Source organism: Rhizobium sp. BR 317, from assembly GCF_047445835.1.
GTDB lineage: Bacteria > Pseudomonadota > Alphaproteobacteria > Rhizobiales > Rhizobiaceae > Rhizobium > Rhizobium paranaense.
In genome coordinates this window covers 188,963-211,528 of sequence record NZ_JARWLB010000005.1, presented here as the reverse complement: position 1 = coordinate 211,528, position 22,566 = coordinate 188,963, and the positions used below count along the sequence as shown (strand labels likewise).

Genomic DNA, 22,566 nt, shown 5'->3' with positions numbered 1-22,566 from the left:
TCATAGACGCTGACCATCCTCGCCAAACAGGGACGCGAGCGCCGGCTGGAAGTAAACCGGCTGCTCGCTCTCCAGCGCAACCTCCTCATCGGCATCGATGCGTACCGACATGGTTTCCTTGCCGATCTGACCCCAGACCAGATTGTCCGAGCCCATGGGTTCGACGATGCTGAAGGTTGCCGGCAAGCTGGACATGCGACCGTTAGCAGCGGTGAATTGAATCTGTTCCGGCCGCACACCGAGCGTTGCGGGCCGGCCGTCGCCCGGGGTGCCCGAGAATTCATAGCCATTCAGGTCGATCTTGCGTCCATCGGGCAATATGAACGCGGGTGTCCCGCCATTACTCGCCACCTGCCCCGACAGGAAGTTCATGGACGGCGAGCCGACGAAACCGGCGACAAAACGGTTGACCGGGCGACGATAGATTTCCTTCGGCGCGGCAAACTGCTGGATAACGCCGCCGCTCATGACAGCGATGCGATCGGCGAGCGTCAGCGCTTCGATCTGGTCGTGTGTGACGTAGATCATGGTCGAGCCGAGCCCAGCATGCAGACGCTTCAGCTCGACACGCAGCTCGGTGCGGAGTTTGGCGTCGAGGTTGGAGAGCGGTTCATCGAACAGGAAAACATCGACATCGCGCACCAGGGCGCGGCCGATGGCGACGCGCTGGCGTTGGCCGCCCGAAAGTTCGCCCGGCCGTCGTTTGCGCAGCGGATCGATCTGCAGGATCTGCACGGCGCGATTAACGCGCTCGGCGATCTGGTCCTTGGGCATGCCGGCGATGCGCAACCCGAAGGAAAGATTCCCCTCGACCGTCATCGTCGGATAGAGCGCATAGGACTGGAACACCATGCCGATGCCGCGGTCCTTTGGCTCCTCCCAGGTGACGTTCCGGTCGCCAATCCAGATCTGGCCGCCGCTGATGTCGGTAAGGCCGGCGATGGCGTTGAGCAATGTAGACTTGCCGCAGCCGGACGGCCCGAGGAGAACGATGAACTCGCCCGACTGGATTTCAAGATTCAACGATTTCAGAACGCTGACGCTGCCGAAATCGATTGCAAGTTCGCGAATGGAAACATTGGCCATGGATTATCCCTTGACTGCGCCGGCGGTAATGCCGCGCACGAACCAGCGACCCGAACCGAAATAGACGATCAGCGGAACCAGGGCCGTAAGGATGGTTGCCGCCATGTTGACGTTGTAGAGCTTCTCGCCTTGGGTGGAGTTGACGATGTTGTTGAGCTGAACCGTCATCGGGAAGTTTTCCCGCCCGGCGAAGACCACGCCGAAGAGGAAGTCGTTCCAGATGCCGGTCACCTGCAGGATGGCCGCCACCACCAGGATCGGGATCGACATGGGGATCATCAGCCGGAAGAAGATCTGCCACAATCCGGCGCCGTCGACGCGTGCTGCCTTGAACAACTCCATCGGCAGGCTGGAATAATAATTGCGGAACAGCAGCGTCAGCACCGGCAGGCCGAAGACCGTGTGGGTGATGATGATGCAGGGCAGCGTCGAATAGATACCGACGCCGCGGTAGATGAGCACCAGCGGATAGATGAACACCTGATAGGGAATGAAGGCGCCGAGCAGCAGGACGGCGAAGAGAACATTGGCCCCCTTCACCCGCCAGAAGGACAGCGCATAGCCGGTCAGCGACGAGATGAAAATGGAGAGTATCATGCTCGGGATCAGGATCTTCACCGAATTCCAGAAACCGACGCTGATGCCGCCGCATTCGAGACCGGTGCAAGCCGTGCTCCACGCCTGCACCCAGGCTTCGCCTGTCCAGACCTGCGGAAAGGCGAAGATATTGCCTTGGCGGATTTCCGGCATGGATTTCAGGGAGGTGACGATCATCACATAAAGCGGCAGCAGGAAGAACAGAGCCGCGATGACGAGGAAAGCGTAAAGGCCGATGCGCGCCGGAGATAGATGCTGCGGCTTACGCCCGGTCGGCCCACCCGCAGCGACTGCGACGGAAGAAGGCATTGTCATCAGTTCCCCCTCGGTTTTTCACGGAAATATTCGTAGTAGAGCCACGGCGTGACCAGGATGACCACGGTGATGAACATCACGGTCGAGGCCCCGGTCGCGAGACCGATATTGCCGCGGCCGAAGAGGTAATCCATGATGAATTTTCCCGGCACCTCGGTCGATATCCCAGGCCCGCCGCCGGTGGTCGCCAGCACCAGCTCGTAGACCCTGACCACGGCGATCGCCAGAAGCACGCTGGCGGTGATGATGGTCGGCCTCAGGATCGGAATGACGATGTGGAGATAGACGCGCCATGCCGGCACGCCGTCGATGCGTGTTGCCTTCCAGAGCTCGCGATCGACGCCGCGCAATCCCGCCAGCATGATCGCCATCACCAGTCCGGACGACTGCCAAATGCCGGCAAGCACGATGACGTAGAGCGCGAGATCGCTTTGGACGATCCAGTCGAAACGAATCCAGGTGAACCCGATGCTGTCGGCGACCTTCTGCAGGCCGAGCGTCGGGTTCATGATCCACTGCCAGACAAGCCCGGTAACGATGAAGGACATTGCGAAGGGATAGAGAAAGATCGTTCGGAACGTATTTTCGAACCGGACTTTCTGATCGAGCGCGACGGCCAGAAGAAAGCCAAGGATCAGGCAGCCGGCGATGAAGAGTACGCCGAAGACGACAACGTTCTGCAGGGATAGCAGCCAGCGCGCCGTCGTGAACAGTCGTTMGTACTGCTTGGTGCCGACAAAGATGTTGACCGGCAGCACCTTGCTGTCGGTGAACGATATCCAGATGTTCCAGACAACCGTCACGACATAGGCGAGCAGGACGATGATAAAGGCTGGAAACAGGGCAACATAGGCGGAAAGATGCCGCTTCTTCCTAGTGGCAGTCGTCCCGGCGCCGGCCCCAGCAATGGCTCCGGCAGCAGTTTCGGGGATACTCATGGCGTCAGCTCCTCCTCATTCATGGAAACCGGCGGCAGGTAGGCCCTGCCGCCGCATGGATGTCGGATGAGGCTTACTTCGCCTGCTCGATGACCTGTGCGAACTGGGTTGCGAACTGGTCGGCTGTCATGCTCGGGGTCGTCCAATACTGGGCAACGAGGTCCTGTTCGGTCTGAACGATGTCCTGAGCCGTGAGCACGTCCGGCGCAAGGATCTGACGGGTCGGATCCTTGAGCGCGGTCAGGCCCTTCTGGGCGCAGGCGTCAAGCTTCGACGTATCAACGTCGAGGCGGACCGGCACGGAGCCCTTCTTGGAATTGAAGGCGAGCTGGCCTTCCTTGGACATGATKACCGTTGCCAGCAGCGTCTGTGCATCGGTCGCCGTCTTGTCCTTCAGGACCGGGAAGACGAAGATATCGCCGCCCATCATGAAGTTGGATTCACCCGGTCCGAGGATGCAGCCGAAATCCTTGTCGGCGACCATGTTGGCATGGATGAATTCACCCTTCGCCCAGTCGCCCATGAACTGGATGCCGGCCTTGCCGTCGATCAGCATGCCGGTCGCCACGTTCCAGTCGCGGTTCGGGCTGCCCGGGTCCTGATAGTTGCGCAGCTTGGCGAAGACTTCCGCTACGTGCTTGAACTTGTCGGACTTGACGGCGTCGGTATCGAGATCCTTCCAGACCTTGCTGTAAAGCTCCTTACCGCCCTCCCCGAGCAGGATGGAGTTGAACATCGACTGAAGCTGCCAGGGCTGACCGCCGACGGCGACAGGGATCAGGCCAGCGGCTTTGATCTTGTCGAGAGCGGCAAACATCTCATCCCAGGTTTTCGGCTCTTCGGTCACACCGGCTTTCTGGAAGACGGCCTTGGAATAGAAGATCCAGTTCTGGCCATGGTCGTTGATCGGTGCGCCGTAAATATGACCTTGATACTGGATAGCATTGTAGAAGGCCGGCGTCAGTGCCGATTTCCAGTCCTGTTCCTTGGCGAGATCGTCGAGCGGACGCAGCAGGCCCTGCTGAGCCAGATCGTTCATTTGCGTGCCGGTGTTGAACTGCATAGCTGTCGGCGGGTTGCCGCCGATGATGCGATTGATGCCGATCGGACGTGCGGTCGAGCCGGACCCTGCGATCGCGGTGTCCACCCATTGGCCACCGGCGGCGTTGAATGCATTGGCCAGTTCGCGCACGGCGGCAGCTTCGCCACCGGACGTCCACCAGTGCAGGACCTCGGCTCTCTTCCCCTCAGCCTGAGCGCCGGTAACGCCGACTGCGATCAGCGCCGTGGCGCCAACCAATGCCATTAACAATCCACGCATATGCTCCTCCTCTTTTGATGGCGTTCTTCTGAACACCTGTATTTCAGCCGCCGCCGTCCGAAGACATCGGCTGCCGAATGCTGTCGTCCTCCAAGATTGCGCCGCCGGGCCTCCATTCCCTGCGGCGAACGGGCAATGCTTCCTCGACATCGCCCCTTCGTCAAGCATGCAGTCTGGAAGGACTGCCAATTCTCCTAACTCTCTATAACGCAGCCTATGCGAAACGTCCCTCATTAATTGTGCGCGGGATCGGATCTGGCCGGCCACAACTGCTGCGAATTGCAACCGCCTTGCGCGACTGTGCCGAACGTTCGAAGGCCATCATCACCTCCAGCGCGTGGAAGGCGAGCTCCGAGGATACGCGATGCTGGCGCCCTGCGCGAAGGGAATCTACCATTTCGGCCGCGCCCAAACCACGCAGGCCCAGATGGCCCGGCACACCTTCCGTGTAGGGATGATCGACCGGGATTTCTTCCCAATCCTCACCGCCATCGCGGAATATTTCAACTTTGCCGGCAAAGTTGTTCGGGTCCGGTGTTACCATGCTTCCTTCGGAGCCGTAAATCTCGATCTGATTGTGCTTATGCTTGATGACATCGAAGCTCGTGGCAATGGTGATCGTCGCACCGTTGTGAAACTCCATAACGCCAGTCAGATGCGTCGGCACCATCACCTTGATCGTCTCACCTCGGCGCGGATCGGTCTTCACCGTGCGTTCGATGCGGGTGATCTTGGCGGTGCCGAAGACTTCGCGCACGGGACCAAGCAACGCGATGAGATTGGTGACGTAATAGGGACCAACATCGAGCATGGGGCCGCCGCCACGGCCATAAAAGAAGGCCGGGTTCGGATGCCAGTGCTCGTGGCCGGGGAGAAGCAACATGGCCGTGGCCGACACCGCCTTGCCGATACGGCCTTCATCATATAGCCGGCGCGCCAATTGATGCCCGCCGCCGAGGAACGTGTCGGGCGCGCAGCCGAGACGCAGGTCGCCGGCACGAGCGACCGACATCAGGTCTTCGGCCTCCGCCATGCTGATGCCAAGCGGCTTTTCCGAATAGACATGCTTGCCGGCGAGAAGCGCCTTCTTGCTGATCGAATAATGCGAAACCGGTGTCGTCAAGTTGATGATCAAACCGATTTCCGGGTCGGCAAGCATGGTATCCAGCGAGACGACCGCGATGCCGAATTGGGCGGCGAGCTTTTTTGCCGGCTCCTCATAGAGGTCATAGATCGACTTGACGCGGATGAAATCGAACATGTGCAGGGTAGCGACATAGGTGGCGCTGATATTGCCGGCGCCGACGATGCCGACTTTCATGGGTGCGGTGCTCATGAATATGGCCTCTAAGAGATGATGATGTTGAGTTCAGCAGCGGCGTCGCGCAGATAGCTCATGCCACGCCGCATCTCCTGATCGAATTCGGGCGTCGCCTCGCGGAAGTGCGTCCAGTGCGACGCGCCTGGCGCATCTTCCAGCTCCAGCGTGATCGGGCCGGAATAGCCGATCGCCCGCAGAGCGGAGAAGATCGCCTTCCAGTCGATCTTGCCGCGGCCCGGACGCCAGTGGGCGTTGGTGTGGCCTTCATTGTCGGAGAAATGCGTGTTGAAGATGCGGTCGCCAAGCGCCAGCACGACATAATGCGGCATATCGCCGGCCGGGAAGAGATGGCTGGGGTCGAAGTTCAGGCCCAGGTTCGAAGCACCGGTGCGCTCGATCAGCCGGAGCATGCCCTGGCCGGAGCTGACCCAGCGATAGGGATGGGGCTCGATGGCGACGCGCAACCCGGCCGAGCCCGCAATTTCGCATGCCTTGGCGAAACCATCGACGACGACGTTATATTCCGCCGACCAGTTCCATTGCGGCTCGACGGCGGCCGTCCACTCCTGCGAGATCGGCCGCTGCAGGATCGGCTTGACGTCGGATTGGAATGGATAGGGCGTCATGCTGGTCATGATCGGCGCGCCGATCTCGGCCACGACTTCGACCCCGCGCTTGTAGCCGTCGAGATTGACGGTGGAAAAGGCGGCGCCCGCCTGACGGCTAAAGGGCAGATTGAAGAAGAAATTGGTGAGCGTCAGTCCCTCGCCCTCAGCGATCGCCTTCAGACCCCGGATCGTCGCCGGGCTATAATAGTCCAGCATATCGACCGACCAGGAAGTGAGCTCGAAACCCTTGCAGCCGGTCCGCGCCAGCCGCCTCAGCGGCGCCTCATAAGGCGGGTTCCAGTTGAACGTCCAGATTGGTGATCCGAAGAAAAGCGAGCCTGTGCCCACGGCATCCTCCCATGGAATGCGGTCGCCTGCGAGATACGAGGCTCCCGTTCTCTGCTGACATTGCCTGCCGCACAGAGCCTCAAACCCCTCCGATCGGCAATACGTAACGTTACGAATGATAGATAAGCGCAATCCTGTCAAGCAGCCACTTTCAAGGCATTACCTTGGGATTTTGCGGCATTATCTGAAATAATAACGTTACGAATAGCTTCGACGGATAACTTGACGTTGCGAAGCGAATTGAAATTACGAAGAGAGCGCCTGACTGTCGTGATCTACGAATTCGGCACGGACGAGTTCGCGCAGGTCGCTAGGATCGTCGCCGCCAATCGCGCGGAGCAAGAGGGAGGCCAGGCGCTCCCCGATGATATAATTGGAATAAAAAAAGGCACTGAGCGGCGGATTGAAGAAATCGTGCAATCGCGTACCGCCATAGGTGACCAATCCGAAATCCTTGCCCGTATGCCGGCCGGCCTTGCGCAGCCCGGCGAGGAAACCGAGAGCGGCTTCTTCACTGGCGACGAAGGCGCCGGTCGCCTCCGGATGCCAGGCGGCGATATTTTTGGCCAGCTCCTCGCCGCTGTCCGGCGTCGTTGCGGCAAAATGGATGAGTTCATCAGGAACGGGGAGATTGCGCGACGTAAACGTTTTGCTCCAGCCTTTGACGAATTGCAGGCTGTAGGTGAACTGGCTGGACGGCGCGATCAAGAGGGGCCGGCGATGGCCGGCATCAAGAAGCAACCGCGCCGCTTCCGCACCGATCGTCTCATGATCGAGGTCGACGCTCGGGTGGACGCTTAGGAGCTCGGTGCGCCCAAAGGTGACGAAGGGCGTGCTGACCTCCAGCAAATATTTGACGCGGTCGTCCTGCGGTCTCGTATGGGTGATGATGATGCCGTCGACGGAGCCCTCTTCGACGAGATCGCGAACCGTCGCCAAAGGGTCATCCGCCTGTAGCTGCGGCACCACGGTGGTCCGGTAGCCGCAGCTCTTCATATGGCGCGACACGCCTTCCACAAGCGATGCGACGACGATGTTCATCTCGCCTTCGCGCTCAAAAGGCAGCACGATGCCGATCGCATGGGTCTTGCCGGTCCGAAGATTGAGGCCGCCGAGATTTGGGCGATAGCCGAGTTCGCCGGCGACCCGTTTCACCAGCTCGATCGTTTCGCGATTGACTTCAGGGCCTTCCTTCAAGGCGCGGCTGACCGTGGTGATCGACAGGCCAAGTGCGGTTGCGACCGTGCGCAACGTCACCCGCTGACCTGCATCACGCCGCAAGCCACGCCCTATCGCCGATCCCTGCATGCTGGACAAATCCCTTCGCTTTATATCGTCCGCGCGACAATGCCCGCTGCCGAATGCGCGTGCAAGCACTCTTGGGTCGTCGGTTAGGCACTAATCTCAATGCATTTCCTTTGCGCGCCATATGCGAAATGTCGAGCGTGGCGCTGTGCTGGTGTTAGGATCGCGCTATTTCATTTCTCTCATCGGTCAGTACGAAAGGCGGGTTACATGTCGCAGGCTGTGGTTTTCAAACTTCTCGGCAGGCGAGTGCGGCTCGGCCTGATCGGCGGCGCACAGGGCTCGCTTATTGGTCCGGTACATCGCACGGCCGCCCGCCTCGACGATTGCTTCGATCTCGTTGCCGGCGTCTTTTCCTCCGATCCGGAGCGGTCGCTCAACTCCGCCCATGCCTTCGGCATCAAGCGCGGTTATGTAGACGTCGCAAGCATGATCGAAGCCGAAACCGTGCGGGCCGACGGCATCGACGCCGTCGCCATCATGACGCCGAACGACAGCCATTATGAATACGCTGCGGCCGCGCTCGACGCCGGTCTTGACGTCATCTGCGACAAGCCGCTGACCAACGACTACGACAGCGCGCTGGCGCTCGCCCGCAAGGCGCATGACCGCGGCCGTATCCTGTCGCTCACCCATAACTACTCCGGCTATCCCATGGTGCGCGAGGCGCGCGCCACCGTCACCAGTGGCGAAATCGGCGCTCTCCGTCTCGTCAATGTCCGCTACGTGCAAGGCTCGCTTAGCCGACCCGTCGAGGCCGAGCCGGATAAGATGGCGCCACGCACCAAATGGCGGCTCGATGCGGCCAAAGGCGGCAAGAGCCATGTGCTTGGTGATATCGGCGTGCATGCGCATCAATTGATGAGCTTTGTTTGCGGGCGCCGCATTGCCGCTGTTCTTGCGGATGTCGGCCCATCGCTGCCCGGCCGCATGGCACATGACACCGCGCAAGTGATCCTGAAGTTCGATGACGGCACGCGGGGCCAGATGCTGGTGAGCAAGGTGGCAACCGGCGCGCAGAATGTCGTCAGCATCGAGGCTTATGGCGAAGACGGCGGCATCTCCTGGAACCAGGCCGAGGCCAACGATCTGCGTGTCATGCGGCTGAACCGCGCCGACGAGCTACGCACACGCGGCCTGCCGAGCCTGCACCCGCACGCCCAGCGAGGCACCCGCCTCCCCACCGGCCATCCTGAAGCCTTCTTCGAAGCCTTCGCCAATATCTACACAGATTTCGCCGAGCTGGTAGCCGCCCGCATTGCCGGCGCCGAGCCCGATCCGCTGGCCCACCTAACGCCCAATGCCTGGACCGGCGTCGACGGTCTGGCCTTCATCGATGCTTGCCTGGAGTCGACGGCGACAGGAACCTGGGCTGAAGTGGTCTACGAGCACGATCGGTTCTGATTTCCGGACAGCAAGTCTGGGCGTCAAATTTCTTCGTCAGCTCGGCACACCGCAGATTTCGATACGCATCCATATCACCTCTCGCAACCGCACAAGAATCGGACTAGATATATCCGCATAGGTTGTATATTGGCGGCTTTCATGGATAAGTATACGAAGACGATTTTGCCTGTAATAGCGGCTGCACTGGTAGCCATCGCGTTGCAGAATTTTACTACGCCCGCCCAAGCCGTCGGAAATGGCTGCGGCTTCAACATGTATAATCCCTGCTATGTCAAAACCGCCCCTTAAGGGGCGCCGGCATCGGAAATCTCGGCCAGTCTTTTCCGTCTGGCGTCTTCCTCAGTACCAGGAAAGAGAGTCGGCACCTACAGTGCATTGAAGCCAAGACCGGCAGCCCATTCGCGTAGGTCGTGCAGTGCCCGACCGCAAATGAGGCTGCGCCTGATTTGGCTTCAATTCCGTCGATATGTCAGGAAGCAGCAACCTTCCGGGCGGCTGCGATTGCGGTGCGAGCACCGGCGCGGAGCTGAGCTGTTTCGGCGCCGGCAATGACGAGATCCAGGCCGAGCTTCAGGAATTGACCGGCGCGTTCGCCGTCAGTGCCGAAAGCGCAGATCAACTTGCCATGGGCGCGGCAACGCGCCACGGCATGTGCCAATGTCTGATCGATCGCAGCGCTGTCGGGCGCGAGACGCGCACCATTCGAGAGCGCGATGGAGAGATCGGATGGGCCGATGAAAATGCCGTCAATGCCGTCAACCGCGAGGATTTCGTCGATGGCATCGAGCGCGGCCCGGGTCTCGACCATGGCGATGGTGACGGTCAGTCCATTGGCACCCTGCAGATACTCGTCAGCGGCGATGCCGAAATGATTGAGCGCGAGCGACGGCCCCCAACTGCGTTCACCGAGCGGCGGATATTTCGTTGCTTTCACCAAAGCGCGGGCGTCATCGGCAGAATTGATMATTGGCGCGATAATGGCGGAGGCCCCGGCATCGAGCAGCCGCGAAGCCGACGCGAAATCGCCGACGGGGATGCGCGCGATGGCCGGCTTGCCGGCGAGGCGCACCTGCGAAATGCCGTTCGCCGCAGAGGCCATGTCCCACATGCCATGCTGCATATCGAGGACGATCGCGTCGAAAGCCTCCTGCGACAGGTGATTCACCAGAAGCGGATCGGGCGTGCCGATCCAGGCTGAGATCATGCCTCCATTTTCCCGGCGCTTCAGGCGGCCCGCGAAACCGTCGATATCAGTGGTCATAGTGATTTTCCTCGATTGCCAAGCCCGCCAAGGGGAGGCCGAATTGCTTCATGCCGCCGAAGGGGCGACGGCCCTGGAAATAAGATTTTCGTCGCTGCCGACAATAGCGAATTCCAGCGCCTCGGCTACCCGAAAGATACGGCCGATGGGTATCGGCTATCCGACGACGGCGACCGCGACAAGCTGAGGGAGCTTGCCGCGGTCCAACTCAAGCCTTCGAAGGAAGGATAGATGCAGTATCAATGAGCCCCTGCCCCGCCGCCGGCCTGCGGCTTGCGGGCAAAAAGGGTAGCGATCGCCGCGGTCGCCAGCAGGATGCCGATGACAGCGAAGGTGTCGCTGAAGCCCATGATCAGGGCCTGCCGCTTGATGACGCTGCCAAGAGCGACCGTTGCCTTCTGCGCGGCAAGTGCGTGATCCGAGACGCCATGCGCCAGGAAATAGTTGGTCGTCTGCGTCAACCGCTCCCTCACCTCGTCGCGTGCCAGCGTCACCGACTGGCCGATGATATTGGAGTGGAACTGCTCGCGCTTGGTGAGCACGGTGCCGAGCGTCGCCGTGCCGACTGCACCGCCGAGATTTCGCAGCATGTTGGTCAGGCCGGACGCGGCGGCGGCATCGGCGGGTGCGATACCGGCCGTGGTGATGGCGGTGATCGGGGTGATGACCATGGCCTGGCCGATGGCGCGCACGATATTCGGAATCCAGAACTGATCACCGGCGGTGTCGGCAGACAGCGTCACGTTCATGAAGCAGCTTATGGCAAAGATGCCGATACCAAGGAAGCCGATATAACGGACGTCAAAACGCTTCATCATCATCGGAACCAGCGGAATGAGGATGAGTTGCGGCAGGCCGGTCCAGGCCAGCACGTTGCCGATCTGCTCGGCATTGTAGCGCTGCACCTGGCCGAGATATTGCGGCAGGATATAGACCGAGCCGAAGAGCGCGAAACCGACCAGCACGTTGACGAGAACGCCGATGCCGAAATTGCGTTGCTTCAAAAGCCGCAGTTTCACCAGCGGGCTTTCAACGGTTAGCTCTATCCATATGAAGGCGCTCAGCGAAACGACGGCGATAGCGCTGAGTTTCAAGATGAAGGGCGAGGAGAACCAGTCATCCTTATTGCCCTCCTCGAGCACGGTCTGAAGCGCTGAAAGCCCGATTGCCATCGTCACAATACCGGCCCAATCGCCCTCCTTCAGGAGGCCAAGACGCATCGGCCCCTTCTCGAGCGTCAGTGCAAGCGCGATCGCCATGATGGCGCTCGGCAGGGCATTGATGAAGAAGATCGTCTGCCAGCCGTAATTCTCGGTCAGATAGCCGCCGATGGTGGGGCCGATGGCAGGGGCGACCGTGACCGAAAGCGCGAAGATCGCAAGCCCGGTCGGCTGCTGCACTTTGGGCAGCTTGGTGAGGATCATCGTGAAGGCCATCGGGATGAGCACGCCGCCGGCAAAGCCCTGCAGCCCGCGCAGCACGATCATTGTCCCGAGGTCATGCGCAAAGGCACAGGCAATCGAGAACAACGGAAACAGGATCGAATTTACGAGTATATAGCGGCGGAACGAGAAGACGTTGCTGAAGAAGGCCGTCAACGGGATGACGACGATTTCGCCGATCAGATAGGACGTCGATATCCAGGCGCCGTTGTCGACGCCCGTGCCAATTCCGCCTTCGATATCAAGAAGCGAGGCATTGGTAATCTGGATATTGAGGATCGCCATGAAGGCGCCGATCATGCCGGCGAGTACGGCGATCCATTCTCTTGTGCTGGCCTTCACGCTTGGCTGCTGGATGGCGGTGGTTGTGATGGTGGACATGGCTCAATACTCCTCATCCTTCACCGTTCACGCGCCGTGGCTCTGATTGGCCGTCTTGATGTCGATGCTCGGCTGTACCGACATGCCGGGGCGCAGATCGCCCGATGTGGCTGTGTCGCCATCAAGGACGATCTTGACCGGGATGCGCTGTACGACCTTGGTGAAATTGCCGGTAGCGTTGTCCGGCGGCAGCAGCGCGAATTCCTGGCCGCTTGCGGGTGCTAAGCTATCGACATGGCCGTGATAGACGCGACCGGGGAACATATCGACTTCGATGTCGACCGGCTGGCCAGCATGGACATGGGTCAACTGCGTCTCTTTATAGTTCGCGACGATATAGGCGGCCGACGTCGGCACCACCGACATCAACTGCGTGCCTGCCTGCACATACTGGCCGACGCGGAGCGTGCGGTTGCCGATGACACCATCGAGCGGCGCGACGATCGCCGTGTAGGACAGATTGAGCTCCGCCTGGCTCTGGACGGCCTGGTCGTGAGCGAGCGTCGCCCTGGCCTGCGCCAGTTGCGCCTTCAACAGATCGACCTGCTTGATCGTCCCGGCGAGCGAAGCGGTATCGCGGTCGATCGCCGCGCGGGTGGCAGCGATCTGCGAGGCCTGCTGTGCGGTCTGCACAGGCGCATAGCCGTTGACTGAGAGGCTTGCATAGCGCTTGTCATTCTGCTCGGCGAAGGTCTCATTGGCCTTGTCGACATCGACGGTCGCCCGGGCGGCCGCGATTAACGATTGCTGCATGTCGATAGAGGCCTGTTTGGCCTCGACATCGGCCTCGGCGGCGGCAACGTCGGCCTTGGCTTGATCGAGCGCCGTCTTGAAGTCGCGGTCGTCGACGCGGGCAAGCACCTGCCCTGCCCTGACCGTCTGATTGTCGTTGACGACGACATCGGTGATATAGCCGGAAATCTTCGGTGCGATGGCGCTGTTGTCGGCCTGAACATAGGCATCGTCGGTCGGTACCTGGAAGCGGCCAACCGTCCAGTAGTTATGACCGTAGTAGGCAGCAGCAGCGATGACGGCGAGCAGGAACGACTTGCCCCGCTTTTTCGCCGCCGGCTTTTCCTCGGCGGCAATACGTACCAGTTCGACCGATACATCCGGCTTGCCGGCGTCCATGGCCGGTGCCTCGGCGACCGGCGCCTGCTTGCTGGCATTCAATACATGAACCTTATTTTCCACTGTCGTCTCTCCTGATGGCCGATTGTCTTGGTAGGGCGGAAGGCCCGCTAAAAATTCTTGGCCGCGCATTTAGGAAACGTGTTGTTTTCCAAAATATGCACTGTAGAATGGAAGTCAACAGGATTTTGGAAAATTACCATGGTCGAAAATCAATTAATTGAGAAGCGCGCACGCGGCCGACCGCAACTTCGCTGCGACGACGATACGAAAAGTCTGATCATCGAGGCTGCCGACACTCAATTTCGGGAAAGCGGCTATGCGGCCGCGAGCGTCAATGCGATCGCCMAATCCGCTGGTGTCTCGACCAAGACGCTCTATCGGCTGTTTCCGACCAAGGCGGACCTGTTCTCAAGCATTGTCTCCGACCGCATAAGCCGGTTTTTCCTGGCGCTGGACCAATCGACACTGGCGACGATGGATTTGCGGCAGGGCTTGGAGCGGCTGCTGACAGCCTATGGCATGCTGGCGATGTCGGATGACACCGTCGACATCATGCGTCTCGTCATCGCCGAATCGGACCGCTTTCCGGAAATCGCCACGTCCTTCTACGAGACGGCKATCGTCGGCTCGAACGCCATCATGGAAAAATGGCTGACGACGCAATGCGAGCGTGGGCTCATCCGTCTGGAAGACCCACATATGGCCTCCGGCATGCTGCGCGGAATGATGATCATGGAGCCGCAGCGCGCCGCCATCCTGCGCCAGCTCCAACCGCCGAACATCGCGGAGATCAGCCGCCGGGCGCGAATCTGCACCGAACTCTTCCTGAAAGGCTGCCAGGTTTGATTGGCATCAATCGTGGCACAGATCGAACGCGTCTCCAGGCGGTACACAGCAATTTGGCAATAGAGGACGTTGAAAGACATGCAGCAGCGCGATTTTTTCAAGCCGGGCCGTTCGGTCGCAGTTTCCGACAGAGGCATGGCGGCGACCTCGCATCCGCGGGCGACGCTCGCGGCTGTCGATATCCTGCGGGCCGGCGGCAGCGCGGTCGATGCGGCCGTAGCGGCGGTGGCGCTGCAGTCGGTCGTCGATCCGCATATGACGGGTATCGGCGGCGACTGCTTCGCTCTCTATAGCCCGGCTGGCGGCACGCCGATCGCGCTTAACGGCTCCGGCCGCGCTCCGCAAAAGGCGAAGCTCGATTACTTCCTTGAGAAGGGCTTTACCGCTATTCCTGACGATAGTCCGCATGCCGTCACCATTCCGGGCGCAGTCGATGCCTGGTGCCGGCTGATCGGCTCCTATGGCCGCTTCGATATGGGCCGTGTGCTTGCACCGGCAATCGCAGCCGCCGAAGACGGCTATTGCGTTACGCCGCGCGTCGAACTCGACTGGAGCCGCTATAGCGACCGGGTCGCAAAGTACCCGGCTTCCGCCGCCTATTTCCTGCCGCATGGCCGCGCGCCGCGCATCGGCGAACGCGTAGCTAACCCTGCCCTAGCCGCCACGCTGAAAGCCATCGTCAAGGACGGCCGCGATGCCTTCTATCGCGGCAAGGTCGCCGAAGAGATTACGCAGCTTCTACAATCGCTTGGCGGATTGCATGAAGAAAGTGATTTCGCTGACTACAAGGCGTTTGAGACCGTGCCGATCTCCGGCAAATACCGCGGCCGCGATCTATTGGAGTGCCCGCCGAATGGCCAGGGCCTCGCCGCGCTGCTGATCACTCGCATTCTCGACGGTTTCGACCTTCGCGACCCCAAGCTCACCGAAGCAGATCGCATCCACCTGCTCGCCGAAGCAACCAAGGCCGGTTATGCCAAGCGCGATCAGCTTATCAGCGATCCGGACCACCTGACATTCAGCATCGACGAACTATTGTCCGATCGATCGATTGCCGCCATGCGCTCGCAAATCAGCCTCGAACGCGCCGCTGACGTCTCGATCTGGGATGGGCCGACGCACAAGGACACGGTTTATGTCTCCGTCGTCGATCGTGATGGCAATGCGATTTCGCTGATCAATTCGATCTTCTTCGCTTTCGGCAGCGGCATCTATGCGCCGCATGCCGGCGTGCTGCTGCAGAACCGTGGTGCGGGTTTCGTGGTCAAGGAAGGCCACCCGAACGCCATCGGCCCGGGCAAGCTGCCTTTCCACACCATCATCCCGGCCATGCTGATGGAAAACGGCAAGACGCGCATGAGCTTCGGCGTCATGGGCGGGCAATACCAAGCTGCCGGCCACGCCCATATGCTGAGCCAGATGCTTKACCGCGATCTCGATCCGCAACAGGCAAGCGATCAACCCCGCACCTTCTGCTACGACGGCAAGCTCTCGCTCGAACCGACGATTTCGGAAGACATCAAGCGGGACCTTGAGCGCCGCGGCCATGTCACCGAATGGGCAGATGCGCCGATCGGCGGCGCACAGGCGATTTGGATCGATCACGAGCGCGGCGTCCTGCTCGGCGCCTCCGACCACCGCAAGGACGGCATCGCGCTGGGGTATTGAGTTCAGCATTGTAAAGTAAAGGCAATTGCTCAACGCCCCGCAGCATCCGAGGCGCGGGATTGCTGCGTGCGTAATGGAGATCCAGCGACGCATTGACGAAACTTTCAGTCACCCCTACTATAGGACTATAGTAGTCATATAGGTGACCCCATGAAGGAAATTCAGCTCAAGGATGCGAAGGCAACGCTTTCCGCCGTTGTAGATGAAGCTCTCAACGGCAATGCAGCTATCATTACTCGCCATGGCGAACGGACCGCTGTCATCATTTCTTATGACGAATATCAAAAATTGAAGCAGGTTCCGTCATTTGGTTGGTTGCTTACCAATGCACCGCTTGAAGATGACGACCTGCCAGCGCGCAAACCGGGCCGACTGCTACGCGATGATGATATCTAATGTATCTTCTGGATACGAATATCATCTCGGCTACATCGCCACTGCGCGCGCAAGATCTGCTATCGCAGGCGGTTCGGGCATGGATTGCAGCCCATGCCCATCAGTTTTATGTCTCCACCGTGACTGTTGCCGAAATAGAAACCGGGATTGCGAAAGCCCATCGGACAGGCGCCTCCAAGAAAGCTGAGTTGCTTGGCGAGTGGCTTGAACTCACTCTCCATCTTTATGGCGACCGCATCCTGCCGCTCGATATCGCAACTGCCCGCATCGCGGGGCGACTATTCGACCAAGCGGTCGGACGGGGTGGAGATCCAGGTTTCGAAGATGCTGCGATTGCCGCAACGGCGCTGCGATACGATTACACGGTCCTCACCCGAAACCTAAGGCATTTCCGGCTGATGGATGCGCGTTCGCTCGATCCGTTCGCGAATCCACCGGAACTATAGCTCCTCAGATAATTCCGCCACTGCCTGCTGCCGAGGCAGGACGCTCGCCGGCAACTTGTCTGCGGTAGCCGCTTGCCCGATAAGCTGCCACCGGATCGATGGCCCCGCCGGTGCTGCGGCGGGCTTCCGCGAGTATGGGTTCGACGTCGGCGCGGTAGGCACGCTTCAGGGTTTCGGAGGCCATCAGGGCGTCGTTGGAGTCTTGGTAGTCCGCCAGCGCCTTGCGGTCGACGATCAATGCCTGCGCATAGGCGCGGCGGATTTCGTTAGCACTGGAAATCAGGCTTTCGATCGGGTCGGTGACATTGTGCGACTGGTCGATCATGTGGGCCGGATGGAAGCCTTTTACGCCGCGATGCTCTGCCTCAACCAATTCGTTGAAGACGAGGAACAGGCGATAGGGCTCGATCGCGCCAGCATCAAGATCGTCGTCGCCATATTTCGAATCGTTGAAGTGGAAGCCGCCGAGCTTGCCGAACTGGATGAGGCGGGCGACGATCATCTCGATATTGGTGTTCGGGGCATGGTGGCCGAGATCGACGAGGCAGAAGGCCTTTGGCCCGAGGGTTTGGGCTATCAGGTAGTTCGTTCCCCAATCCTGCACGACGGTCGAATAGAAGGCCGGCTCGTACATCTTGTGCTCGGAAAATAGCCGCCAGTCGTCCGGCAAGGCCTTGTAGATTTCCGCCATAGCGGCAAGGTAACGCTCGAATGCCTTGGTGAAATTGCTCTGACCGGGAAAGTTGGAACCGTCGCCGATCCAGACCGTGAGCGCCTTCGAACCGATCGCCTTGCCGATCTCGATGCATTCCAGATTGTGCTCGACTGCCTGGGCGCGGGTTGCGGCGTCAACATGGCTGAGCGAGCCGTACTTATAGGAATGCGCCTGGCCGGGAGCGTCGGAGAAGGTGTTGGAATTCATGGCATCGAAACCGAGGCCGAGCGCATCGCCCTTAGCCTTCAATTCCTTTGCGTCGGCCTTGTCCCAAGGAATATGCAGCGAAACGGTCGGTGTCGCCCGCGTCAACTGATGAATGACGGCGCAATCGTCGAGCTTGTCGAAAATGCCGCGTGGCTCGCCGGTGCCCGGAAAGCGGGCAAAGCGCGTACCGCCGGTGCCGACACCCCACGAGGGCACGGCKACGAAGAATTCGGAGACCTTTTTCGTCACCGCCTCGATATCGACGCCCCGGCGCGCAAGTGTCGCGCCGAGCGCCTCATAATCGGATTTCAGCGCATCGGCGCGCTTGTCGTTTTCCGCAGCGACCAGATCCGGCGCAATTCTGAACTCGGCCATTCTTTCCTCCCAGGTATGTCATTCGAAATATTACGGTGCGATCACCCTGCAAGCCATCACCCGCCCTCGCCCTTCGAGGGCCCTATGGGGCCACCTCAGGGTGAGGGCTGATCTTCCCGTCAGTTGGCGCAATCGCTACTCCATCCTCGTGGTGAGGTGCACTGCCGCAGGAGCGAAGCGAGTGCGGCAAGGCCTCGAACCACGAGGGTGGCCCTGAGGCTGCCACTTCCTTATCAACTAGCGCGTAAAGCTCTGCGCGTTTCCGGCATCAACATTGATGATGTTGCCGGTCGACTTGGCGGAGAGGTCGGAAGCGAGGAAATAGATAGCCTCGGCAATATCTTCCGGGAAAACGTTGAGCTTCAACATCGAACGCTTGCGGTAATGTTCCTCCAGCTCGTCCACCTCGATCTTCGACGAGGCGGCGCGCTGTTCTCGCCATTCGCCATTCCAGATCTTGGAACCGCGCAGGACGGCGTCGGGATTGACCGTGTTGACGCGAACGCCCGCATCCGCGCCCTCGAGTGCCAGGCAACGCGCCAGATGGATTTCGCCGGCCTTGGCCGTGCAATAGGCGGCCGCATTCGGCGACGAAGCAAGGCCATTCTTGGAGGCGACGAAGACGATGTTGCCGCCGAGATTCTGGCGGCGGAAAAGCCGGAAGGCTTCGCGCGAGACGAGGAAATAGCCGGTAGCGAGAATATCGATATTGCGATTCCACATCGAAAGCTCCGTGCTTTCGATCGGCGCGGAAGAGGCAATACCGGCGTTGGACACGAGGATGTCGATGCCGCCGAATTCGACGCAGGCTTCCGCGAAGGAGGAGATCACGCCGTCTTCCTTGGTCACGTCAAGTTTGACGCTGCGCACCGAGTCCGCACCGAATTTCTTGGCAAAATCTTCTTGCGTGTTCTCTAGTGCTGCCTGGTCGATGTCGGCCAGCACCACGCAGGCGCCCTCGCTCACCAGACGCGCCGCCGTCGCGCGACCGATGCCGCCGGCGCCGCCCGTGACGAAAGCAACGCGGCCGGCAAGGCTCTTTGGCTTCGGCATGCGCTGCAGCTTCGCCTCTTCCAGCAGCCAATATTCGATGTCGAAGGCTTCCTGCTCCGGCAGGCCCTGATATTCGGAAACGGTCGAGGCGCCGCGCATGACGTTGATGGCATTGACGTAGAACTCGCCGGCAATGCGCGCCGTCGCCTTGTCGCGGGCAAAGGAGAGCAGGCCCACGCCCGGAACCAGGAAGATCACCGGATTCGGATCGCGCATAGCCGGTGAATTGTCGTGCTTGCAGTCGTTGTAATAACGGGCGTAGTCGGCGCGGTAGTCTTCCAGCGCCTGGTCGAGACCGGCAATGACGGCATCGGCGTCAGGCTTTGCGGGATCGAAATCGACGATCAGCGGACGGATCTTGGTGCGCAGGAAATGGTCCGGGCAACTCGTGCCGAGCGCGCCGAGCGGACGGAGGTCGTTGGAATTGACGAATTCGAGCACTGCATCCTGATCATCGAAATGACCAAGCTTGCGCTCGGCCTTGCCGATGCGGCCGCGGATTTCCGGCATCAGCTTGGCAGCAATCGCGCGGCGTTCTGCCTGCGGCAGGCTCTGGACCGACGCTCCACCGAAGATGGTTTTACCTTCAGTCTTCGCCGCAAACCATTGAATTGCCTTGTTGATGATCGCAAGCGTCAGTTCGTAGCAGCTCTTTGCGTCATTGGCCCAGGTGAAGAGGCCATGGCTTTCGAGAACAACGCCCTTGGCATTCGGATGCGCCTTGACGAAGGCTTCGAGATCGAGGCCAAGCTGAAAACCGGGGCGCCGCCAGGGCAGCCAGCCGATGTCGTCACCGAAGATTTCGCGGGTCAGCTCGCGGGAATTCTTCGAAGCCGCGATCGCGATGATCGCGTCGGGATGCATGTGGTCGACATGGGTAAAGGGCACGAAGCCGTGCAACGGCGTGTCGATGGAAGCGGCGCGGGCATTGAGGTTGAAGGTGCAATGCGGCAGGAAGCCGACCATGCGGTCCTCGTCTGCAACGCCCTTGTAGATACTCTTCAGGCTTTCGAGCTTTTCCTGATAAAGCGTGGCGAAACCGTCGAGCTTGATGGTGCCGACATCGCCGCCGGAGCCCTTGACCCACAGCACTTTAACCTTTTCGCCGCTCAGCGGATCGGTTTCCATGACCTTGGCCGATGTGTTGCCGCCACCGTAATTGGTGATACGCTTGTCAGCACCGAGCAGATTCGACCGGTAGAGAAGCTTGCCCGGCTCATCGAGGCCGGCCGCATATGCATCATCCCAACGGTTTTCCAGAAGCTGAACGCCAGCCGCCATGTCATCCTCCCATAAGATCATGTCTTGCGGACGGTCCGAAACATGCTCAAACCGCCCTTGTTAATCACGATATCGCTCACGCATAGTCGCTTTGTCAATCGAAAACGATCAAATTTGATAATGCTGCGATGCAATATGAAAGTTTTTGAGCGTTTATGATTGACACTTTGTCACATTTGCGAAATAACCCGAGAAGGAGGAGCCGATGCACGAACGTGAACGCCATCGCATTATTTTGAGCGCCGTACAGGAAAAGCCTGTGGTGACAATTCAGGATATTTCCGAATTKACCGAGGCCTCCGAAGCGACGATCCGCCGTGATATCGCGGCCCTGCATGTGCAGGGAAAGATCCGGCGTGTACGTGGCGGCGCGGAATCGATCCACCCTCCGCAGCTCGGCAATTTGGCCGGACGTCCCTTCCGGGTTTCGGAAGGCGTCAATATCGATAAGAAACGAGCAATTGCGCGCAAGGCGGCCGAACTATGCGGCCCGGGCGACGCCATCATCATCAATGGCGGCACCACGACCTTCCAGCTCGTGCATTATATCTCGGCCTATCGGCTGCAGGTGATGACCAATTCCTTCGCCATTGCCGAGCATCTGGTCAAGCATTCCAAAAACACGGTGACGGTTCCGGGCGGCGCGATCTATCGCGAGCAGAGCCTGATCCTGTCGCCCTTCGACAACGACACGACCCGGAACTTCTACGCGCGGCGCATGTTCGTCGGCGCGCAAGGCGTCGGTCCGCTCGGCATCATGGAAGCCGATGCACTGGTAATCCAGAGCGAGCAGAAGCTGATGCGCCAGGCCGACGAATTGGTCGTGATGGTCGATTCCAGCAAGTTCCGTCAGCGCTCCAGCCTGATCCTCTGCCCGCTGGAGCAGGTGACGACCATCATCACCGATGACAGCGTTTCGGCGGAGACTGTACGCATGATCGAGGATGCCGGCGTGTCGCTGATTATCGCGAGCGTCACGGCGCAGGCCGAGAGGGAGGATTCCCCGTCCGTCGCATGAGATGCGCGGCTCAGGCGGGGTGAGCATAGACTATCAACTTTGGGAGGAAGAGACATGAATATTGCAAAGAAATTGGCGATCGGCGTTGCGCTGGCCGTCGCAATGATGGCCGGCACGGCAAGTGCGAAAGACATCAAGATCGGCCTCGTCGTGAAGTCGCTTGGCAACGGCTTCTTCGAAGCGGCCAACAAGGGCGCTCAGGAAGCCGCCAAGGAGCTTGGCGGCGTCCAGGTCATCTACACCGGTCCGACGCAGCCGACCGCCGAAGCCCAGATCGAAGTGATCAACTCGCTGATCGCACAGGGCGTCGACGCCATTGCTATCTCCGCCAACGACAAGGATGCTGTGGTACCTGCCTTGAAGAAGGCAGCGCAGCGCGGCATCAAGGTTATCTCCTGGGATTCCGGCGTGGCTCCGGCCGGCMGCATCCTGCAGCTCAATCCGTCTTCGAACGAGCTCATCGGCAAGATGTGCTTGACGCTCGCCAAGGATCATCTTGACGGCGGTAAGGGCAACTTCGCCATCCTGTCGGCGACTTCGACCGCCACGAACCAGAACATCTGGATCGGCGAGATGAAGAAGCAGCTCAAGGACTTCCCAGGCCTCAACCTGGTCACGACCGTCTATGGCGACGACCTTTCGGACAAGAGCTACCGCGAAGCCCAGGGCCTCCTGACCTCGCATCCGGAAGTCAAGGTTATCGTTGCTCCGACGACCGTCGGCGTGCTTGCCGCTTCGCAGGCCGTCAAGGATGCCGGCAAGATCGGCCAGGTCTATGTGACCGGTCTCGGCCTGCCGTCCGAAATGGCTGGCGCCATCAAGTCGGGCGCGACGAAGGAATTTGCAATCTGGAACCCGATCGACCTCGGCTATTCCGCAACGCAGATCTCCTACCGTCTCGTGAAGGGTGAAACCGACGGCAAGCCGGGTAGCGAAATCAATGCCGGCCGCATGGGCAAGATCAAGGTCGGAGACAATGGCGAAGCCGCCATGGCCGATCCCTTTGTCTACAATGCTTCGAACATCGATCAGTTCTCCAAGGTCTTCTGATCGACCGATCCATTCGCAGCTTTCCGGCGGCTTCGGCCGCCGGACTT

At 60.0% G+C, this 22,566-nt stretch carries 19 protein-coding genes; 7 read left to right on the top strand and 12 right to left on the bottom strand.

The window, feature by feature from the left end; genetic code table 11:
- From QD357_RS10310 to QD357_RS10280, 7 genes are all read right to left on the bottom strand, one after another.
- Complete coding sequence (locus tag QD357_RS10310) at nt 1-1,086, bottom strand: ABC transporter ATP-binding protein (protein WP_414124227.1); 1,086 nt, start codon at nt 1,084-1,086, stop codon at nt 1-3.
- Nucleotides 1,087-1,089: 3 nt separating this feature from the next.
- Entirely contained in the window at nt 1,090-1,998 is a 909-nt protein-coding gene (locus QD357_RS10305) for a carbohydrate ABC transporter permease (protein WP_183938078.1), read from the bottom strand.
- On the bottom strand, nt 1,998-2,936 hold the full coding sequence (locus QD357_RS10300; protein ID WP_414124226.1) for a carbohydrate ABC transporter permease: 939 nt from the start codon (nt 2,934-2,936) through the stop codon (nt 1,998-2,000). Before QD357_RS10300 ends, QD357_RS10305 begins: the two co-directional genes overlap by 1 nt.
- A 73-nt stretch (nt 2,937-3,009) precedes the next feature.
- On the bottom strand, nt 3,010-4,257 hold the full coding sequence (locus tag QD357_RS10295; protein WP_414124225.1) for an ABC transporter substrate-binding protein: 1,248 nt from the start codon (nt 4,255-4,257) through the stop codon (nt 3,010-3,012).
- Between the two features lie 214 nt (nt 4,258-4,471).
- On the bottom strand, nt 4,472-5,593 hold the full coding sequence (locus QD357_RS10290; protein ID WP_183938075.1) for a Gfo/Idh/MocA family protein: 1,122 nt from the start codon (nt 5,591-5,593) through the stop codon (nt 4,472-4,474).
- Between the two features lie 11 nt (nt 5,594-5,604).
- Nucleotides 5,605-6,534 (bottom strand): sugar phosphate isomerase/epimerase family protein, encoded by a 930-nt coding sequence (locus QD357_RS10285; RefSeq protein WP_414124224.1) that lies wholly within the window; start codon nt 6,532-6,534, stop codon nt 5,605-5,607.
- A 246-nt stretch (nt 6,535-6,780) separates the two neighbouring features.
- Entirely contained in the window at nt 6,781-7,815 is a 1,035-nt protein-coding gene (locus QD357_RS10280; protein WP_414124223.1) for a LacI family transcriptional regulator, read from the bottom strand.
- A gap of 234 nt (nt 7,816-8,049) precedes the next feature.
- Here QD357_RS10280 and QD357_RS10275 point away from each other — a divergent pair, with 234 nt between their 5' ends.
- The gene (locus QD357_RS10275; protein ID WP_183938072.1) at nt 8,050-9,243 is read left to right on the top strand and encodes a Gfo/Idh/MocA family protein; all 1,194 of its coding nucleotides are present in this window, start codon (nt 8,050-8,052) and stop codon (nt 9,241-9,243) included.
- A 472-nt stretch (nt 9,244-9,715) separates the two neighbouring features.
- On the opposite strand, the gene QD357_RS10270 is transcribed toward QD357_RS10275, so the two are convergent.
- From QD357_RS10270 to QD357_RS10260, 3 genes are all read right to left on the bottom strand, one after another.
- Nucleotides 9,716-10,507 carry an HpcH/HpaI aldolase family protein gene (locus QD357_RS10270; protein WP_414124222.1) on the bottom strand — a complete coding sequence of 264 codons (792 nt, stop codon included), beginning with the start codon at nt 10,505-10,507 and terminating at the stop codon, nt 9,716-9,718.
- A gap of 239 nt (nt 10,508-10,746) precedes the next feature.
- A complete protein-coding gene (locus QD357_RS10265; RefSeq protein WP_414124221.1) occupies nt 10,747-12,330 on the bottom strand; it encodes a DHA2 family efflux MFS transporter permease subunit in 1,584 nt (527 codons plus the stop codon).
- 27 nt (nt 12,331-12,357) lie between these two features.
- Nucleotides 12,358-13,461: an HlyD family secretion protein gene (locus QD357_RS10260; protein WP_414124336.1), complete on the bottom strand. Its 1,104-nt coding sequence runs from the start codon at nt 13,459-13,461 to the stop codon at nt 12,358-12,360.
- A gap of 201 nt (nt 13,462-13,662) precedes the next feature.
- Here QD357_RS10260 and QD357_RS10255 point away from each other — a divergent pair, with 201 nt between their 5' ends.
- The 4 genes from QD357_RS10255 to QD357_RS10240 all read left to right on the top strand — a co-directional run bounded on the left by QD357_RS10255 (nt 13,663) and on the right by QD357_RS10240 (nt 16,820).
- Complete coding sequence (locus QD357_RS10255; RefSeq protein WP_414124220.1) at nt 13,663-14,310, top strand: TetR/AcrR family transcriptional regulator; 648 nt, start codon at nt 13,663-13,665, stop codon at nt 14,308-14,310.
- A 78-nt stretch (nt 14,311-14,388) separates the two neighbouring features.
- On the top strand, nt 14,389-15,978 hold the full coding sequence (ggt, locus tag QD357_RS10250; protein ID WP_414124219.1) for a gamma-glutamyltransferase: 1,590 nt from the start codon (nt 14,389-14,391) through the stop codon (nt 15,976-15,978).
- A 150-nt stretch (nt 15,979-16,128) separates the two neighbouring features.
- On the top strand, nt 16,129-16,374 hold the full coding sequence (locus QD357_RS10245; RefSeq protein WP_183938067.1) for a type II toxin-antitoxin system Phd/YefM family antitoxin: 246 nt from the start codon (nt 16,129-16,131) through the stop codon (nt 16,372-16,374).
- Entirely contained in the window at nt 16,374-16,820 is a 447-nt protein-coding gene (locus tag QD357_RS10240) for a type II toxin-antitoxin system VapC family toxin (RefSeq protein WP_183938066.1), read from the top strand. The genes QD357_RS10245 and QD357_RS10240 overlap by 1 nt, the downstream gene beginning before the upstream one ends.
- Before the next feature lie 4 nt (nt 16,821-16,824).
- Here the strand turns inward: QD357_RS10240 and rhaI are convergent, their stop codons facing one another.
- Both rhaI and QD357_RS10230 read right to left on the bottom strand, forming a co-directional pair.
- Nucleotides 16,825-18,117 carry an L-rhamnose catabolism isomerase gene (gene rhaI / locus QD357_RS10235; protein WP_183938065.1) on the bottom strand — a complete coding sequence of 431 codons (1,293 nt, stop codon included), beginning with the start codon at nt 18,115-18,117 and terminating at the stop codon, nt 16,825-16,827.
- Between the two features lie 237 nt (nt 18,118-18,354).
- Complete coding sequence (locus QD357_RS10230; protein ID WP_414124218.1) at nt 18,355-20,451, bottom strand: bifunctional rhamnulose-1-phosphate aldolase/short-chain dehydrogenase; 2,097 nt, start codon at nt 20,449-20,451, stop codon at nt 18,355-18,357.
- 205 nt (nt 20,452-20,656) lie between these two features.
- On the opposite strand from QD357_RS10230, the gene QD357_RS10225 reads away from it, so the two are divergent.
- Together QD357_RS10225 and rhaS are read left to right on the top strand one after the other, a co-directional pair.
- Nucleotides 20,657-21,469: a DeoR/GlpR family DNA-binding transcription regulator gene (locus tag QD357_RS10225; RefSeq protein WP_414124217.1), complete on the top strand. Its 813-nt coding sequence runs from the start codon at nt 20,657-20,659 to the stop codon at nt 21,467-21,469.
- Nucleotides 21,470-21,523: 54 nt separating this feature from the next.
- Nucleotides 21,524-22,519, top strand: a complete 996-nt coding sequence (gene rhaS / locus QD357_RS10220) for a rhamnose ABC transporter substrate-binding protein (protein ID WP_414124216.1) — start codon at nt 21,524-21,526, stop codon at nt 22,517-22,519.
- The last annotated feature ends 47 nt before the right edge of the window (nt 22,520-22,566 follow it).

Excerpts from the sequence above, each read along its gene's own strand:
- QD357_RS10310 (WP_414124227.1), bottom strand. The coding sequence starts at position 1,086 with ATGGCCAATGTTTCCATTCGCGAACTTGCAATCGATTTCGGCAGCGTC.
- QD357_RS10305 (WP_183938078.1), bottom strand. The coding sequence starts at position 1,998 with ATGACAATGCCTTCTTCCGTCGCAGTCGCTGCGGGTGGGCCGACCGGG.
- QD357_RS10290 (WP_183938075.1), bottom strand. The coding sequence starts at position 5,593 with ATGAGCACCGCACCCATGAAAGTCGGCATCGTCGGCGCCGGCAATATC.
- QD357_RS10275 (WP_183938072.1), top strand. The coding sequence starts at position 8,050 with ATGTCGCAGGCTGTGGTTTTCAAACTTCTCGGCAGGCGAGTGCGGCTC.
- QD357_RS10265 (WP_414124221.1), bottom strand. The coding sequence starts at position 12,330 with ATGTCCACCATCACAACCACCGCCATCCAGCAGCCAAGCGTGAAGGCC.
- QD357_RS10260 (WP_414124336.1), bottom strand. The coding sequence starts at position 13,461 with ATGGACGCCGGCAAGCCGGATGTATCGGTCGAACTGGTACGTATTGCC.
- QD357_RS10245 (WP_183938067.1), top strand. The coding sequence starts at position 16,129 with ATGAAGGAAATTCAGCTCAAGGATGCGAAGGCAACGCTTTCCGCCGTT.
- QD357_RS10240 (WP_183938066.1), top strand. The coding sequence starts at position 16,374 with ATGTATCTTCTGGATACGAATATCATCTCGGCTACATCGCCACTGCGC.
- QD357_RS10230 (WP_414124218.1), bottom strand. The coding sequence starts at position 20,451 with ATGGCGGCTGGCGTTCAGCTTCTGGAAAACCGTTGGGATGATGCATAT.